Source organism: Bacillus sp. C-3-6 (genome assembly GCF_054509685.1).
This window is the reverse complement of the sequence record NZ_CM137247.1, coordinates 2,337,156-2,353,394: the sequence shown is the minus strand read 5'-3', so window position 1 is coordinate 2,353,394 and position 16,239 is coordinate 2,337,156. Positions and strand designations below refer to the sequence as shown.

Here is a 16,239-nt window from a genome sequence, read left to right as displayed (position 1 = left end):
ATTCTCTTCCGTTACCTCATGAGTAAACAGAACAAAATTTCTGTCGGATTCGGAGTCTGTTGAAATGGAACCATCGATCCGTTATGAAATGTTGAGCTTGCATCTCCTAGATTCCATGTAAATATTCGCTAATTCCAATCCCCTTTCGTGTCTATTTTATGTTTAATATAGTCTCGTACCGTACAAACGGGAAATGTTGTTAATTTGAAAAGAGAGCGGAATAAAATTTCTTTATCGCCTCTGTTCTTTCTTCTGTATGATAGAAAAAACGGAGAAAGATGGAATTTTATCTATCCTCATCACTTGTTAGAAAATTCTAATTTGATTAAATCAAAAGAAAATGATATATTGATTTTAGAATAATAATCCAATTAATGGATGACAACCTAATACCTGTAATTGGACTATGACAATGTCAGATAAACGGGAGGAATTTAATATGAAAAAATTATGTTCATTTGCTTTAATCGGTGCCTTAACCTTTTCGGGTTTTATCGTTTTAGACAGTACGCTACCTGATAAAGCGCGCGCTGAAGTAAATACGATTAAGCAAGCTTCAGCTGTTGTGGATGATTGGCCATGGCAGACGTATTTCTTATTGCATCACAACGTGGACTATCTACAAGAATTAGCCCCTGGTACGTTAAAACAAGGTGATACGTTTGATACGACGGTATATATAGGCGGAAAAGATGTAGGTGTTGTAAAGATTTATCGATTGAACGGAGAAGGTAAATTGCAACGCTACAAAACCATTTCTGCAGGTGAGGCTGGACACCACTACTATTCTAGGTTCAAAACACCAATTACAACGGTTTACACACCTGGTACATATGTGGCAGTACTAAAAGTAGACAATTCATATTATTATGGTGGCTCCTTCCAAATTACAAAGTAAAACATATAGGTATATTTGTCTGAAACGCACTGGGTTACGGTGCGTTTTTGTTATCTAACGAATAAATGATCATGCGGGAAGTCAAAGCATATTATCGAAACGGAGCTGAATGTGATGAAAATTGTAACAGTTAATGCGGATGCAACAATCCATGTTGGTATTTTAAAAGGGATGACAGGATGTGTTACTAGTTATGATGCGGATACTGGATGGCCGAAATCTAATTGGATCCATTTACAACGGTTATAATTAGGTCTTGTATTTCTAACGCAATAAGGTTTGTATAGGACTCTTTAGAAAATTAATATTTGATTTTTATAGTGACTCAATACATTATATGATTAAAACTGAGTTACATATTTTAAAATCATCAACAGGAGAATCTGCAAATTTACGGGTTCTTATTTAAAACATAATGCCAGAAAAGCTGTGGTGAATAAAGTGCAAAGTTTAAAATCTTTAAAACGTGACGTATACATTTTTCTTCCATTGTCTATTTATTTTTCCTCCATTTTTATTTCATTCTATATTATAGAGAATACATTCAACTTGCTAAGTTTTTTACCAGCACTTGGAACCCTGTATGTCTGGGTAACTAGTGTGATAGACATTAAAAATAAAAAAGCATCTGAACTAGATGCTTTGCTCTTAATGTTATAGAATATTGACACCCATGACCATACAGCTACCAAAAACAATACATACCAAACCTAAAAAAATTAAAAACTCTGGCAAATCAAAATGTTCGAGTAACGCGCCTATTAATAATAAAAAGGGATATACTAGAATTTCAATCCAAGTTACGCCCCCTGCTTTCTTTATTTCTTGGTAAGATACAACGCTGACAAGTAAAACGCCTACTACAATCAACCCTATCCCTAACATCATCCATTCATCCTTTTGAAAATTTAGTATTTCACTTTCATATACTGCTCTTTTACGAGCACCAATAATTCCCTCAATTTCTTCTCTACAGGATGTTCTTGATTTTCAGATACTTCTCTCCCGTATGATGAAAAGCTTTGTGAGCAAGCACTAGTTGTAACTTCCAATTTCGCGTATGAGAATGTATGCTCATTTTCTTTACCAATGTTTTCAGTAGTGCTTCCATTTGAGCCAACGCGTATACAGCTTTCATCAAGTTTGGTGCGCTTACCTTCCTTGTTAACCGTGTAATACGTGTCATTGACTTCCCCATATTTCATATCGGCTGTAGATGTAACTGCGGTCCCGTCTGCAGAAAAAGTGACGACACGAAATCCATCTTCTTCTGGCAATAACTCAGCTCCTGGAACATTATATAGTACCAATAGGTCTCCTTCGTATGCTTCTGGAATGAGATAAATGGTATCTGTAGTGTCTTGTCCGAATCGGATACAACCGCTTAAAAGAATCATAATAAAGATCCCACAATACATTATAACTTTTCTCATAGAGTCTCTCCTGTTATGTGTAAGAATGGTATAGTATGTATTATATAATGCAATATATTTCCTTGGATAGAATAAGTTTCTAGTTTGAAGACGATTTTACTATTGTTATATAAAATATTTATGTCAGTGGATGATTAGCACGAAGAGAAATGGAGTGAATTGATGAGCAGATGTTTTGCATTAACATATGAAAATAAGATTTTGAGAAAGATAATGATTACCGTAAGCATTATCATACTCGTTTTCATTGCAACAGGGTGTGATTCTGTCCAAAATGAGGCAAAGGATGTAACGGATATTCCGCTTAACAGCAAACTAGATTCCCTTATTTCAGAAAGTATCATTGCCTGGAATCAAGACAAATTAAATCATACAGAAAAACAATTTGAGACGCATGTAATCTATGGAACTGAGATGAAGGATGAAAAAATGAATGTCTACCTCCATTCCCTCATGCAAGGATATAACCGCGAAACACAGACAGTTCCTCAAGCAGGACATTTACTTCCAGTCCGTGTGACAGTCACAAAAAATGGGGATGATTACATCATTGAAGATTACCGTGAACCAGGAGATGGTGCTGAAAATGAACCTACTTTGCGCAACATGTTCCCGAATAAGTATGCGGATCAAGCACTTGCTATATCAAATAAAATAATACAATCATTAGAATCTCGTATGCAAGAATCCGTTTCTAAGTGGCTGGAAGAAACAAATAATGAGAGACAAGAAAGATAACAAATATACTATTTATAATCGAATACAAAACAAAAAAGGAGAGAAATAATCTCTCCTTTTTCGACTTTATACCTAGCATTATTTGTTATATCCACCAAGTTGCTGTTCTGCCATAGCAACGAGACGTTTTGTGATTTCTCCACCTACAGAGCCGTTCGCTCTTGCAGTTAAATCCGCACCTAATTGTACGCCGAATTCTTGTGCAATTTCATATTTCATTTGATCCAGTGCGCTTTCTGCACCTGCAACCACTAAAGAGTTGTTACGATTGTTTGCCATCACATATCACCTCCTGTACGTTTAATATGCTACGAAACAAAGAAAATATTATTAGTAAATAAATCCATTTATAACGTGTACTTTTCAATCATTTTACTTTCCCATTACAAATTCAGCATAATAACAGTACAAGTTTTCTTTATTTGCATGAGTTTACAGAATGTGAAATATGATTATGAAGAGTTTTATTTTACAAAAAAATTTATCGATGTAGTTGTATTGCAAGTTCTTCTAAAATATTGACAGATAATATGTCGTATGTTAAATTCAAAATATTTAAATATTAAGGAGATGAGTGACAGATGTCAGTTAATAAGATAGAAGAATATTGGTATATGTACGCTAAAGAAAATGAGTTAAACATGAGTGTTCCAGATGCATGGATGTTTGGAGATGGTTCCAAAGAAATGGGAGATGAATTAGGAAGTTTAGTAGTTAAAGGAATCAAAACAGGAACATGCGCTGCACATTGTGTTTATGAGCTTGAAGGGGAAGAAATTCAAAAAGTTGGTCAGTACGATATTGTATTGGATGGAGACAATAATCCATTAGCAATTATAAAATATACAAAGATCGATTTACTAAAAATGACTGAAGTAACAAGTAATTTTGCAAGATCTGAGGGTGAAGGCGATTTAAGCTATGATTATTGGTATAGTGAGCACGTTAAATTTTTCACTTGGGAATTAAGTCGGTATGGACTTACTTTTACTCCAGACTTAATGCTCGTTTGTCAAACGTTTAAAGTAATGGATGTTTATAAAAAATAAACATGAATGAAAATCAAACATGTTTATTTTATATTATGTTTTTAAGCATTTCGTCATGTAAAAAAAAACAAAATCCCCTTAATACAGGGGTTTTGTAATCTATACTGTTCATAATCCTTAGTAAACCGCTGATACTTTTTGGATAGTTCATACTCAATTTTTTCGTACGCCATTGTACCTGCTAATTCTTTACGTGTCTGTTCTTCAATATATCAAAATAATATAATCAATTCCATCATCTTAACGCCTCGCTATTTGGTTCAAAACTAGAGCCCTTCGTGGATAAAGCAGAACAACTTTCCCCTTCTTATGCCATACTTATCCTTTATTGTTCCTTTATTGTTCCTTTATTGTTCCTTTATACCTTTAGTAATTGTGTATCGGTAAGGCTTATCGCCTTCTCATACAACTTTGGATGAAGTGAATAGCTGAAAATAAAAGGAACTCTCAGAATAAAGTTTTTAATCAAGTGCGTTCCTTTTATTACTTACTATTTAGCCTACGTACATATTACATAGTGTATTTTTTTATCCAATAAATTGGATTAAAACCTGGTTAAACTTTTCCCGCTCTTCCCAGAATGTGCCGTGACCACTGAATTGAAAAGGTACAAGTTGTGCATTTCCCAATAATTTTTGCGTCTCTTCTCCCTTAGTAAATGGAACAATTTTATCGTGAATACCGTGAATAATTAGCGTCTGTACATTTATTTTACCAAGATCGCTATACACATTTTCATCTCTCAATGTTCTCATAATCGCAGCTGTCGACCAACTAGCCGCTTCCAATCCTAACTGTAGAAACCATTCGAAAAATGGTCCAGTGATTTTCTGAAAGAAAAATTGATCTGTTACACCCTGCAACATATTAGGGCGATCGTTCAGTGTGTCTGTAATGAACTTATTCGCAATCCCTTTTTCCACACTAGTTGGAGATGCAGCACCAATTAGGACTAATTTGGATACTCCAAATCCTTGATAACGAGCCATATAACGAATTGAAATTGCACCACCTGTGGAGTGTCCTGCTAGTGTGACATCTTTAAGCTGTAACGCTTTAATTACTACTGCTATATCATCTGCCAATCTATCAAAATTGTATCCACTGTATGGTTTGTCTGAATTGCCGTACCCCCTCCAATCAATGCCTATACATCGATATCCCATTGCTGGAAGTACATTGTACTGATATTCGAATTGCTTATGGTTTAATGGCCACCCATGTATAAAAAGTATTGTTTTCTTACCTTTCGGATTTATATCTTCTACAAAAATTCTTACATCAGATTCAACAGGTATTAAGTATCCCATGCAGACTCCCCCATGTAATAAAGATTGCCTCTACAATAAGATATTCAGCTTAAGTGAATCTATGCTGTTTCAAGTCTACTCTAAATTGCCCTAAGGAACAGTTCGACTACAAATAATGATTCATGAAATTCGCGTTACATATACAATCGCAACAGTTGTGTTAGAGAGAGATCCTACTTTCAATTCCTTCATTTGTAAATAAGGTGTTGGAAGCTTTCTACGTACTAAATTTAAATTTACATCTAAATCTTGGACAAATGCGATTTGCGGACCCACAATATTGTATTCAATTTCTGCTTTTGAAATATCTCTTTTTTCTTTCTTTGACACATTTACTAACAAACAATTTAATTTATCTGTATTGAACTGAATAAGTATATAGTCATTTAAAACACTATCCTGAATATCTTCCATTTGATTTGTTATTTTTGAATTCTCACAGGGTAATACAGACTGAATATCTTGTAACGAATCGAAGCTCTTCTCTTTTATATAAGTCAAAACCTCTTCATGAAATATATTTACATCGATTAATGTTCTAAAATATGAAATGACTATAGCGGAATTATTAGAAGCAATTTCCAACGTTATAAAATCTTTAGATTTTTTAGTAATTTCATTAAATCCTGCAAAGATTCTATAGAGTAAACAGATATTCTTTCATGTGGTTTCAATTGATAATACCCTTCCTTTCAGAAAGAAACTATATATAGTTTTCAGGAAATTGCTATTTTTAAAATTAGGGATGGTGATATATAAATATACTTATTGAATTAATAATAAAGCCTTTGAAAATAACTTAACCAAAATTAGTTAAAAAATGTATTACAAGTAAAAATTAGAAATGTTTTAAGTGGAATTACGATATTAAAAACAACCTTTCTTTTGGTATTAGTACTAAAGAAAGGTTGTTTTTATAACAGGATTTTTCAAGTGTCTATTCTATAGGGTACATTTTACCAGTGTTCTTCTCTTTATTATTTCATAAAGTGTCAATAACATTACATTTTGTATTGTTTCTTAAAAAATTTCAGTAAAAAGAATATATTAATTTTGAAGTGTGCAAATAGGGAGAGTGACTTCAACTATAGTCCCCTTATTCACTTCACTCTCAATAAATACCTTTCCCTGATGTGTTTCAATGATTTTATAACAAATCATTAACCCTAAGCCAATCCCCTCTTCTTTAATACTATAAAAAGGTTCTCCGAGGTATGGTATACGTTCTTTTGGAATCCCACACCCTTGATCGATAAAACGAATGCTTACTTGATTATTATCAAGTATATTTAATTGAATCAGAATTTCCCCTCCCATCGGCATAGATTCAATTGCATTTTTTAATATATTAACAAATACTTGTTTTAATTGATTTCCTTCACATGAAATCAATGGAATACCAGGGTTAAGATCGATTCTAAATTTTATATTATGCATCATTGCTTGAGGTTGTACTAGCATTAAAACTTGATCCATTAGCACACTAATGTTATTAGGTTGCATTTTTACTACCTGTGGTTTGGCTACCGCCATAAATTCAGTTGTTATGCTCTCTATACGCTCAATCTCTGATGATACTATATTAATATAACCCTGATTATTCTCATTTTCCGTTGATTTTAGTAATTGCATGAACCCTTTCATTGCAGTTAATGGATTATTAATCTCATGAGCCATTACAGTCGCTAATTGTCCTACAACAGCAAGTTTTTCAGATTTTCGTAATAATTCTTCTGTTTTTAGCCGTTCAGTGATATCACGAGAAATACTTAGAAAAACTTTTTTACCATTTAAGTTAAAAACACGAACACTAAACTCAGTTGTTATTACTTTTCCTGTTGGAAAAACATATTCATCTTGCAAAGTGAAGAAAGTTTGTCCTTTTTTAATTTTTTCTAATAACCTTACGATTATTTGAGAATCTTGTGGTACTATATTTGAAAATGATAATGAGAGCAACTCTTCTCTACTATATCCAAATCTTCTACACCCAACAGGGTTTACCTCAATAAATCGACTTGGAGCATTATCTTCATTCAGCTCTACTACATATACCGCATCAGTTGCTTGTTCGATTAGTGCACGGTACTTCATTTCACTATCTCTTAATTGCTGGTGTAATCGATGCCGTTCTCTTTCTGCTTGTTTTCTTTCAGAGATGTCTCTACATATTGCTGATAAAGCTATCACATTTCCTCTTACATCTAGTATAGGAGAAACTGTCAGACTGATATCAAGAAGACTCCCATCACTCCGTTGTCTAACAGTTTCTAATCTAGTAACCACCGATTCTCCTGTTAGAATTTTCTGAATATTTCCGAGCGATTCTTCCATTAAAAAATCTGGTACACAAGGTAATCTCTTACCTATGATTTCTTGTGATGACCACCCAAATATCTTTTCATAAGCTTTATTGGCTTGTAAAATATGCCCTTCTCGATCAGAAATGGTAATAGCATCTAGATTGTGCTTTATAAATGATTCTAATAATTCTTTGGTAGCGCTTAATTCTGATTCTACCTTTTTCCTTTCGGTTATATCAACTGTAGAACCAACAACTTCAATAACTTTTCCATTTCTTTTAATCGGCCTAAGCGCAATAAGAATAATAGTTTTATCATTTGGCCAAGGTAATTCAAATATAATTTCTTTTCCTTCCCATGCCTTAAGATAGTACTTCATCAATTGTGGAACTAAATGTGGAGGAACAATAGAAGCATCAATAGTACGTAAGCTTTTTCCTACCACCTGTTCAGAATAAAATCCGTTTTGATAATAAAACTGTCCACCACATAAAGTGTGTATAAAGTGCTTACCCACTTTTTTAAATTTAAAAATTCCTCCTTGAAGCTCATGTACGGTATCTGTAAGTTCTTGCTTCGATTTTTTTAATTCTCGATTCATTTTAGATAAGTCCCGTGTTAAATAATACAATCTCTGGTAGGCTTCCATAAGAAATAGCCCAATTAAAAGTCCTAACGCTATATATAATAAGCCTCCTGTGTAAAGTAATGTAATATTAAATAATACGCCAACTAACCACTTTATTCCAATAAAAACAGAAAAATATAAAGATGCACTTTTAAAAGGATGTAGTTTTTTAAAATAAGTTTTAAAATTAGAAAATAGAATTCCCATACATAAATAAGCAATCACAGGAGGTTCCCAATACCCTCCAATGTAAAAGATACGCATTAAAATTATGCTAATTAACGTAATCCAACCAGCAATACGGCCAAAGTAAATAAAAGATAGAATAAGAGGAACAATTCGAAGATCGTAGGAAAATCCCATGTATGGAAAAGAAAAGAACATTAACGTAACTGCAATAATCCCTCCATAGAGCTTTTCGAAATATCGACTAGAATTAATTGTAAACACTTGAATAAATATTGCTGCGCTAACTAATAAAGAAAAAATAGAAAGGTTGATGAAATAATCTTTAATAATCATGTAATGTCCCTCCTTGCATTAAGTGTATTCGACAAAAAAGCTAAAAATCCTACAAATTGTATAAACAGTTCAAATGCATAAATTTTAAACTAGGATAAAATCTGGAAAAGTAAATAAGGAGCACAGCAGATGAGATATTTTAATGAAAAATAGTTCAAAAAAGATAATAGTAACCGTTGACTACTATTATCTTTTTTCTTTAAGTTATCGTAATACGTATGAAACTCTAAGGGACGTGGTATGTCATTTCATCAAACAATGATTATATGCTGAGTCATGAATATAGAAACTTCAACAGTAATTTTGAAAAATAATATAAAAAACAAAACTATCTTTGAAAATGAAAAAAATCTATATAAATGTCAACTAATCTATGTACAAAAACGTTCACTTAATTTTGCATAAAGTCACTCCACTTAGGAAGCTAAGTAGTTCTTCAAGGTCGATAAGAACACCTGTAGATGCTTCAGGATAACTACATAATTGTATGAGTAATGTACTTGAAACCTTTCGGTAAAACCATACACATAATACAACTAACTCCTTGGTTCAATATTTACTTTTTCGCTGAACAAATTCTTTTTCTTGAGCAAAATATTCTAGGATATAAGGAGATTTTTCAATTAACTTGGTGTCTAGTTTATTGTCCAGCTTTAATTACTTCGTTACTTTTCAGATTCAGTTCATTATATTTTGTACTTTGTCTTTATACACAACATATTCTTTACCATCCACTACTGCTACTACCGCAAATTCATCATTTGGATTGAATGAAAGCCAATCAGCCCACATGTTAGTATTAGCCCCTCCATTCCACATATTATGAACAGTGTTTTTAGTTAAATTCATAACTTTATAAGACGCATTTGGCGCATTTGTTCCAGTCTTTATTTCAAAAGTGTATGCGTTATGAATTTTTTTATAAAAGTAGAAAACGTTTGATGGACGAAGCTGATTCAAAAAATCCTGTTCTTTTTTCTCTGCAATTTTTATCCCTTCTTGCAAAGTGACAACATCTGTTTTTAATGTTTCCCAACTGTTTTTCGCTGCATTCAAGCTAGGGGTTAAGAATTTATATTTATTTTGATCAGCTTTTTGATCAGCTTTATCAATATGTCCCAGTACACCCGAATATTGAGAATCTAAATCCTCCCATTGCGTAGACATATAAGTAAGAGCAGTGATAGCACTATCAAGCATACTATGCATATCACTAATATTATGAAATGCAACTCCAACTACACGATTCAATGTTATTTTATAATCTACAGTCTGACGCAATTTTGCTAATTCAGGTTCTAGCCAACCTAACTTACCTCTTGCATCACCTATCATGATGCCACCAGCAATCAAGGTTGGAATAAAGGGGATTTTCACCATGTCTAATCCCTTAGATTCTATGTCTTTCTGATATTTTACTTGTCCTAAAAGGTCCTCTAGACGCTTTTGGTCAGCCTCCACATCAGCACCTTGGTTTTTTAAAATCGATTGCAATGTCTCTTTATGACTTCCAAATGTTCTAACATCTTCTCCAATAGCATTTTTTAATTGAATTAATTCTTCTATTAATGCTTTTGCAGACTTTTGATTTTGTTGAATTCCCCCCTGTAAATCTGTAATCCCTTTTTTTAAAGTATCTCCATTTCCATTATTAATCGCCTCTACTAATGTTTCATAATAATTTTCAAATTTTGTATCGTATTCTATAATGCCTGTCAATGTATCAAAAAGCTGTTTTTTTACTTGTGTATTCCATGTAACAGCATGTGCTCTTGCATTCTTTTGATCTTGTACAATTTTACTAGGTAAATCTGCATTTCCATTAATAGTTATTCCTTCAAAATTCACATCTGGATTATTAATTAGCAAATAAGAATATTCATTCATAGCTTTTGCAAATAAACCAGCATCTTGCAAAGCTTTTTTCATCTGTTCTTCATTTGCTGAAAGAGATATATTTTCATTGTTCGTTTGTTCAATTTCAATCGCAAAAGTTTCTAGTGGTATGACTGCATAAGTAGTTGTTATAGTTAAAAACGCTGATACAGCGAGTAGTTTATTAGGGATTTTTTTCATCATTTCGTATTCCTCCTATATAAGGTATGGTTTCAAGTTCTAATCTTATTAAAAAGCGATGTCTTTCAAAATGAGTTCTACATCTTTTATCAGTATCGTTTGAACTTTCTTTAGCAGCCTTCAAATCATTAAGTATTAAAGAAAATGTATATAATCTGCTTCAAATTAACCGATTCTGTTGCAAATTTTAAAAAAGCAATTAAACTACAAGGTTATTATTTATTCGAATCATACTTATATATAATTGAAAGGCGAAGTCTTTAATGAGACTCCGCCTTTCTGGTATATAAGGATTTATTAATTATTACTTTTCTGTTTAACAGTGTAATCATAGACTTTCTATGTTTTAGTTCACTTTACAACAGAATTAATATTTCCCTATTTTTGTGGAGTAACAGTTTCCACTTTTAATTCCTTTATTCCTTCTTTTAATGTAACAGCATCTGTTCGTAATGTTTTCCAACTGTCTTTCGCTGCATTTAAATTAGGTTTTAAGAATTTAAATTTATTTTGATCGGCTTTTTGAGCTGCATTCTCAATATGCCCTAGAACGCCCGAATATTGAGAATCTAAATCATGCCACTGCGTGGACATATAAGTAAGAGCGTTAATAGCATCATCAAGCGCCTTGTGCATTTCATTAATATTACTGTAAGCAACTCCAACTACACGATTTAAGGTTACTTTATAATCCACGGTCTGACGTAATTCTGCTAATAAAGGCTCTAACTTACCTAAATTATCCCTTGCTACTCCCACTATAATACCGCCAATTATTGGTAGACCCAAAATAGCACCCTTCATTACATTAAACCCATCAGATTCTAATTGTTTATAATAGTTTACTGATCCTAATACTTCTTCTAGACGCTTTTGATCGGCATCAACATCTGCACCTTGATTTTTTAAAATTGACTGCAAGAGCTCTTTATTACTTCCAAAAGCTCTAACATCATGTCCAATAGAGTCTCTTAATTTAGTTAATTCTTCTATTAGTTGTTGTGCATACTTTTGATTTTGTTGAATTTCACCTCGCAAATCTGTAATCCCTTCTTTTAAAGTTTCTCCATCCCCTGTATTAATCGCCTCAATCATTGTTTCATAATAATTGTCAAATGTTGTATCGTATTCAACAATACCATTCAATGTATCTAAAAGCTGTTTTTTTACTTTCGTATCCCAAGTAACAGCATGTGCCCTTGCATTCTTTTGATCTTGTACAATTCTACCAGGTAAATCTACATATCCATTAATGGTAATTCCCTCAAAATTCACATCAGGATTCTTAATTAACATATAAGAATAGGCATTCATAGATTTTGCAAATAATCCAGCCTTTTGCAAGGTCTCTTTCATTCTTGCTTCATTTGCAGAAAGAGCCGTATCTCCATTGTTCGTTTGTTCAATTTCACTTGCAAAAGTTGTTACTGGTGAAACTACATTAGCAGTTGTAATAGTTAATAGCGTCGATACAGCTAGTAATTTATAAGGGATTTTTTTTATCATTTCATTTTCCTCCAATTTAGGTTTTAAATTTCAGTTCTACTCCTGTTTAAAAGCAATATCTTTTGAAATGAATTCTGCATCTTTATGAATATCATTCCAACTTTCTTTAGCGGCTTTTAAATCATCTGGTATTAAAGAGAATTTGTGGTCTTGCATAGAATCGATATTATCCAGTAAATCTGTATAATTTGCGCCCATTGTATTCCATTGCTTTTGAATATTTGTTAGAGACAATATCGCTTGATCTACAGTCTGATATAAATATGCCAATGTTTCTTTCGCGTTAGTAAGCGAAAGAACTGCTTGATTAGCACGATCTGCTTTCATACTTAATTCTCCGATTTTATTAGAAATTTCATTATAGGAGTCCATATGCTTAGATGCTGTGACACCAGCCGCAGTTCCTAGACCGATACCAGCTGCGCCAAGAGCCGAGAGTCCACCAACAACAGCCGGTGTTGCTGTACCGCCAGTTACAACAATAACTACCGCTCCTCCAATAGCTGCAATAACTAAAATAGCTGCTCCCAATCCACCACCAATTGACCATGCTAATACATCATCAAAATGTTTTTTCTGAGTAGAACGAAGTTGCTCAATTTCAGCTTGAAGTTGTGGGATCGTTGCCTGTTGACCTGCTAATATTGCAGTTAATCCACCTTTCCCATCTGGACCACCAACATTATTTTTAAAATCTGTAGAATTTTGATATAGTTTCCCTTTGAAGTCTTGTAGCATCTTAATCACATCTGTAACTTCTTTTGAATTTGTATTGATTGTAGTAATTAAATCATTTATACCCTCTTTTAGACCTGCCTTATCTTTCTTTTGTACAGTTTCTACTAATGTGTCGTAATAATTTTGAAATTGTTCATCGTAATTTACAATATTACGAGCAGTTTTTTGAATCTGTGGCTTCGCTGTATCTAACCAGTAATTCGCATTGATTCGTGATAGCTCTTGATTAAGGTGAATATTTTTGAGCAACTCTCCCCCCTCTGAGCCTAAATCAATATTAGATAAATTTACATTTGGTTGCTTAATCATTGTTTTTGCGTATAAATCCATTACTAGAATATGAGACCCTGTTTCAGCTAATGCTTTCTTCAGTCCTTCGGGGCCTAATGCATAATTGCCTACTTTTTGTTCTTGAGCGGTCGTTTCTTGTGCAAATGCATGAATAGTGTTACCGGTAGTAGCAGTTATAACAGTTGCTAATGTAGCTAAAGTTAGTACTTTGAATGGAAATTTTTTCATGACTATTCTCCTTCTTTCGCTAAATGCTTATAATCTTTATGAATTCCGTAAAAACGCAATATTAAAATTTATATACTTGTTCTTCAAGGTAACTTATTACATTTTTTAATTGTCTTAATGTATCTTTTTGAGACTGCTCGCTAGTTGTATCAACATTAGTAGATAATTTTGTAATGCTATTTTTTATTAGATTTAAATCTTCTTTATAGCGCTTTAGTAGATCAAGTTCTACATCTACTTGATTTGCAAACGTATGCAAATCATTTTGTGTAAGAAGAAGCATTGATTTTTGTAAATCAGCTATTGATAGTTTCGTTGTTAAATCATATATTTTTTGATTTTGTTTCTCTAAATCATCTAAATATGCTCGCTGTTCTGCTGTTAATTTATTTACTTCAGCAAAAACGCCAAATGTTTTCTTAATCTTTTCGGTATCAATGACCTTCATCAGGTCATACTCTTGTGTTTTTGCTGCGGCTGCGGCTGCTATTTCACCTTGTTTGCTTTTCTCAATTGCTTCACGAGCTGCTTTTTTTGCTGATTCAATCTCTAGAGCAGTTTTACCTTGCTCTGTTGCTTCTTGCACTGCTTTTTTCTCAGCTTCTAGAATAGAGTTGTTAATTTCTTTTCCTTTGTTATACGCTGCCACCCCTGCTTGCGCAGCTGGTTCAATAATTTCTTTTGAAAGACTATAAACTTCTTTGAATATAGCAAATCCCTGTTCATTTAAAGCCCCTGGTATTAAGGCAATTTGCTGTAAATCATTTTGAATTGCTTTTTTGGTATTTAATATTTCATTTTTTAACTGGTCTATTTTTCCTGTTCCATCTGTACTTAGTATGCCTTGAGCAGTTGCCACATTGGTATCAAAATCTTTTAATTTTTTATCAAGCTGTAATTTAAGATCTGTTAATTCATTGATTTGCCGTTGCGTATTTTCTTGATTCGTCATAGCCATTTCTTGAAGTACTTCAAGTCTATCCGAAAACCCTTCTCTATCTTCTTTATTGTCTACAAACGATTTTAATGTCGGGTAATAGCTATTAAATTTTGTTACAAATCCTTTACTTTTTGAATTTAATAGAATTAACTGTGGATAGAGTTCCGATGACCATTCCTTCATATCTTGTTTGATTAGGAATTGATTTGTATTTAAAGCTGTGACTTCCTCTAACTGTACATTAGGACTCATTAAAGATTGATCAATATACGTTTGGATTAATTTAGATTGCGCACCTAATTTTCGTAATGAAGAGGAAATATCCATGCCTTCCTGTTGAGTTTCCGCTTGAACGATTGGTGTTGCAAGAGTATTGATAGGAATATTTCCTCCAGTTACAATGGATGTGACTAATAATCCTGTAATTATTTTAGTTTTCATTCCGTACACTCCTTTACCATTGTTTTTATAACTTAATTCATATAACTTGTATGACCTCTCTCTTTGTAAACTGATTAAGAAGGAGAAATCTTTCAGATAGGATAATATCGTTATTTTTTACTTCTAATAGAATGTAAGGATTTTACTTACCTCTCACTTCGATACTCTATTTTTTCAAATATAAATAACAAAAATTTATTAACTATATTTGAATCAAGCACCCTATGAATAGTAAATGTGTAATTCTTCCCTAGAATTGCGGTTTAACTTACAGAACCGCGAGAATCAATAAACCAATGCTTACAGTTAATCTTGCTATAACATTGTTTAATTTAAATTTAATAATATTACTCTTAGTTTTATCAGCAAACTCCATACTAGACTACAAAAGGTAAAATTATACTGTACATCGCTTATACTTTTATTGCGGAATAACTTCACTTTTGTTATGCAGAAACTTAGAACACGTTTATTACAAATTTGATTCTTGACCTCTTGTGAATAAATTTACTATTTAGAATATTATTAACTACATAATGTTACTTACAACTTCACTATAATTCCTATTAGCGTAACCTTCTCCTTTCTATCTGGTCATACCAGTTATGTTGTTCATTAAAACATTAAATTTTTAATGCGTAAATAGAAAAATTTTGTCGATTAAGCTCGATAATTTACTGTTAAATAAAAATATGCCCCGGAAAAAATTATATAAATATAGTTATTCATAAATTTCATTTCTGTAATTGTAATGATTACAAATTAATGTGTATACGGTTAAAAATAACTATTTTCGCTCAACCAAAAAATTTTATTTTAGAAAAAATACTTATAGAATAATATAATAGGTCTTTTTATACTTTTTTACCTTTATTTAGTTATGTATAATTGCATAAAATGTAGATATATTTAGTAATATATGTTATATTGTTGATCTTTTTACAAAAAACATCCTAATATCATTATTAATAAATATATAATACGAAGATATTAGTCTATAAACTTATCTTCGTTATAAACGTAGGTTTTAAATGACAAAAAAGCTACAAAGTTTCCTTGGAGCACTTTGCAGCCTTCTATCTTTTTGTTTACTTTAGCAAAATAATGGTTAGTGAATTTTCATTTTTTGGGATACTTA

13 protein-coding genes and 2 pseudogenes are annotated in these 16,239 nt (G+C 32.3%); 4 read left to right on the top strand and 11 right to left on the bottom strand.

Features of this window, described 5'->3' with window-relative positions:
• Positions 1-439: 439 nt before the first annotated feature.
• Both ACW0JX_RS11995 and ACW0JX_RS11990 read left to right on the top strand, forming a co-directional pair.
• Entirely contained in the window at positions 440-898 is a 459-nt protein-coding gene (locus ACW0JX_RS11995) for a DUF5065 family protein (protein WP_023521971.1), read from the top strand.
• 114 nt (positions 899-1,012) lie between these two features.
• Positions 1,013-1,147, top strand: a complete 135-nt coding sequence (locus tag ACW0JX_RS11990) for a hypothetical protein (protein ID WP_255288170.1) — start codon at positions 1,013-1,015, stop codon at positions 1,145-1,147.
• A 405-nt stretch (positions 1,148-1,552) separates the two neighbouring features.
• Here the strand turns inward: ACW0JX_RS11990 and ACW0JX_RS11985 are convergent, their stop codons facing one another.
• Both ACW0JX_RS11985 and ACW0JX_RS11980 read right to left on the bottom strand, forming a co-directional pair.
• Complete coding sequence (locus ACW0JX_RS11985; RefSeq protein WP_089171027.1) at positions 1,553-1,786, bottom strand: hypothetical protein; 234 nt, start codon at positions 1,784-1,786, stop codon at positions 1,553-1,555.
• A 20-nt stretch (positions 1,787-1,806) separates the two neighbouring features.
• Entirely contained in the window at positions 1,807-2,331 is a 525-nt protein-coding gene (locus tag ACW0JX_RS11980; RefSeq protein ID WP_016081589.1) for a DUF6843 domain-containing protein, read from the bottom strand.
• A gap of 162 nt (positions 2,332-2,493) precedes the next feature.
• Here ACW0JX_RS11980 and ACW0JX_RS11975 point away from each other — a divergent pair, with 162 nt between their 5' ends.
• A complete protein-coding gene (locus ACW0JX_RS11975) occupies positions 2,494-3,069 on the top strand; it encodes a peptidase M56 (RefSeq protein WP_089171026.1) in 576 nt (191 codons plus the stop codon).
• Between the two features lie 78 nt (positions 3,070-3,147).
• Here the strand turns inward: ACW0JX_RS11975 and ACW0JX_RS11970 are convergent, their stop codons facing one another.
• Positions 3,148-3,348: a small, acid-soluble spore protein, alpha/beta type gene (locus tag ACW0JX_RS11970; protein WP_459245705.1), complete on the bottom strand. Its 201-nt coding sequence runs from the start codon at positions 3,346-3,348 to the stop codon at positions 3,148-3,150.
• 302 nt (positions 3,349-3,650) lie between these two features.
• Between ACW0JX_RS11970 and ACW0JX_RS11965 the strand changes: the two genes are divergently transcribed.
• A complete protein-coding gene (locus tag ACW0JX_RS11965; protein ID WP_050843628.1) occupies positions 3,651-4,118 on the top strand; it encodes an ASCH domain-containing protein in 468 nt (155 codons plus the stop codon).
• A 527-nt stretch (positions 4,119-4,645) separates the two neighbouring features.
• Here ACW0JX_RS11965 and ACW0JX_RS11960 read toward each other — a convergent pair.
• The 8 genes and pseudogenes from ACW0JX_RS11960 to hblC all read right to left on the bottom strand — a co-directional run bounded on the left by ACW0JX_RS11960 (position 4,646) and on the right by hblC (position 15,101).
• The gene (locus ACW0JX_RS11960; protein ID WP_000540875.1) at positions 4,646-5,428 is read right to left on the bottom strand and encodes an alpha/beta fold hydrolase; all 783 of its coding nucleotides are present in this window, start codon (positions 5,426-5,428) and stop codon (positions 4,646-4,648) included.
• A 126-nt stretch (positions 5,429-5,554) separates the two neighbouring features.
• Positions 5,555-6,102 (bottom strand): annotated as a pseudogene (locus ACW0JX_RS11955) (spore germination protein); the annotation flags it as partial.
• Positions 6,103-6,475: 373 nt separating this feature from the next.
• Positions 6,476-8,881 carry a PAS domain S-box protein gene (locus tag ACW0JX_RS11950; protein ID WP_459245704.1) on the bottom strand — a complete coding sequence of 802 codons (2,406 nt, stop codon included), beginning with the start codon at positions 8,879-8,881 and terminating at the stop codon, positions 6,476-6,478.
• A gap of 429 nt (positions 8,882-9,310) precedes the next feature.
• Positions 9,311-9,532, bottom strand: a pseudogene (locus ACW0JX_RS11945) (hypothetical protein); the annotation flags it as partial.
• A gap of 27 nt (positions 9,533-9,559) precedes the next feature.
• Positions 9,560-10,960 carry a hemolysin BL regulatory component HblB gene (gene hblB / locus ACW0JX_RS11940; protein ID WP_089171022.1) on the bottom strand — a complete coding sequence of 467 codons (1,401 nt, stop codon included), beginning with the start codon at positions 10,958-10,960 and terminating at the stop codon, positions 9,560-9,562.
• 375 nt (positions 10,961-11,335) lie between these two features.
• The gene (hblA, locus tag ACW0JX_RS11935) at positions 11,336-12,463 is read right to left on the bottom strand and encodes a hemolysin BL binding component B (RefSeq protein WP_000591969.1); all 1,128 of its coding nucleotides are present in this window, start codon (positions 12,461-12,463) and stop codon (positions 11,336-11,338) included.
• Between the two features lie 36 nt (positions 12,464-12,499).
• Positions 12,500-13,720 (bottom strand): hemolytic enterotoxin HBL lytic component L1, encoded by a 1,221-nt coding sequence (gene hblD / locus ACW0JX_RS11930; protein ID WP_000714435.1) that lies wholly within the window; start codon positions 13,718-13,720, stop codon positions 12,500-12,502.
• 61 nt (positions 13,721-13,781) lie between these two features.
• Complete coding sequence (gene hblC, locus ACW0JX_RS11925; RefSeq protein WP_078401515.1) at positions 13,782-15,101, bottom strand: hemolytic enterotoxin HBL lytic component L2; 1,320 nt, start codon at positions 15,099-15,101, stop codon at positions 13,782-13,784.
• Positions 15,102-16,239 lie beyond the last annotated feature (1,138 nt).

What these genes read in the sequence shown, in the direction of transcription:
- ACW0JX_RS11995 (WP_023521971.1), top strand. Translation starts at nt 440, where the DNA reads ATGAAAAAATTATGTTCATTTGCTTTAATCGGTGCCTTAACCTTTTCG.
- ACW0JX_RS11990 (WP_255288170.1), top strand. Translation starts at nt 1,013, where the DNA reads ATGAAAATTGTAACAGTTAATGCGGATGCAACAATCCATGTTGGTATT.
- ACW0JX_RS11985 (WP_089171027.1), bottom strand. Translation starts at nt 1,786, where the DNA reads ATGATGTTAGGGATAGGGTTGATTGTAGTAGGCGTTTTACTTGTCAGC.
- ACW0JX_RS11980 (WP_016081589.1), bottom strand. Translation starts at nt 2,331, where the DNA reads ATGAGAAAAGTTATAATGTATTGTGGGATCTTTATTATGATTCTTTTA.
- ACW0JX_RS11975 (WP_089171026.1), top strand. Translation starts at nt 2,494, where the DNA reads ATGAGCAGATGTTTTGCATTAACATATGAAAATAAGATTTTGAGAAAG.
- ACW0JX_RS11970 (WP_459245705.1), bottom strand. Translation starts at nt 3,348, where the DNA reads ATGGCAAACAATCGTAACAACTCTTTAGTGGTTGCAGGTGCAGAAAGC.
- ACW0JX_RS11965 (WP_050843628.1), top strand. Translation starts at nt 3,651, where the DNA reads ATGTCAGTTAATAAGATAGAAGAATATTGGTATATGTACGCTAAAGAA.
- ACW0JX_RS11960 (WP_000540875.1), bottom strand. Translation starts at nt 5,428, where the DNA reads ATGGGATACTTAATACCTGTTGAATCTGATGTAAGAATTTTTGTAGAA.
- ACW0JX_RS11950 (WP_459245704.1), bottom strand. Translation starts at nt 8,881, where the DNA reads ATGATTATTAAAGATTATTTCATCAACCTTTCTATTTTTTCTTTATTA.
- hblB (WP_089171022.1), bottom strand. Translation starts at nt 10,960, where the DNA reads ATGATGAAAAAAATCCCTAATAAACTACTCGCTGTATCAGCGTTTTTA.
- hblA (WP_000591969.1), bottom strand. Translation starts at nt 12,463, where the DNA reads ATGATAAAAAAAATCCCTTATAAATTACTAGCTGTATCGACGCTATTA.
- hblD (WP_000714435.1), bottom strand. Translation starts at nt 13,720, where the DNA reads ATGAAAAAATTTCCATTCAAAGTACTAACTTTAGCTACATTAGCAACT.
- hblC (WP_078401515.1), bottom strand. Translation starts at nt 15,101, where the DNA reads ATGAAAACTAAAATAATTACAGGATTATTAGTCACATCCATTGTAACT.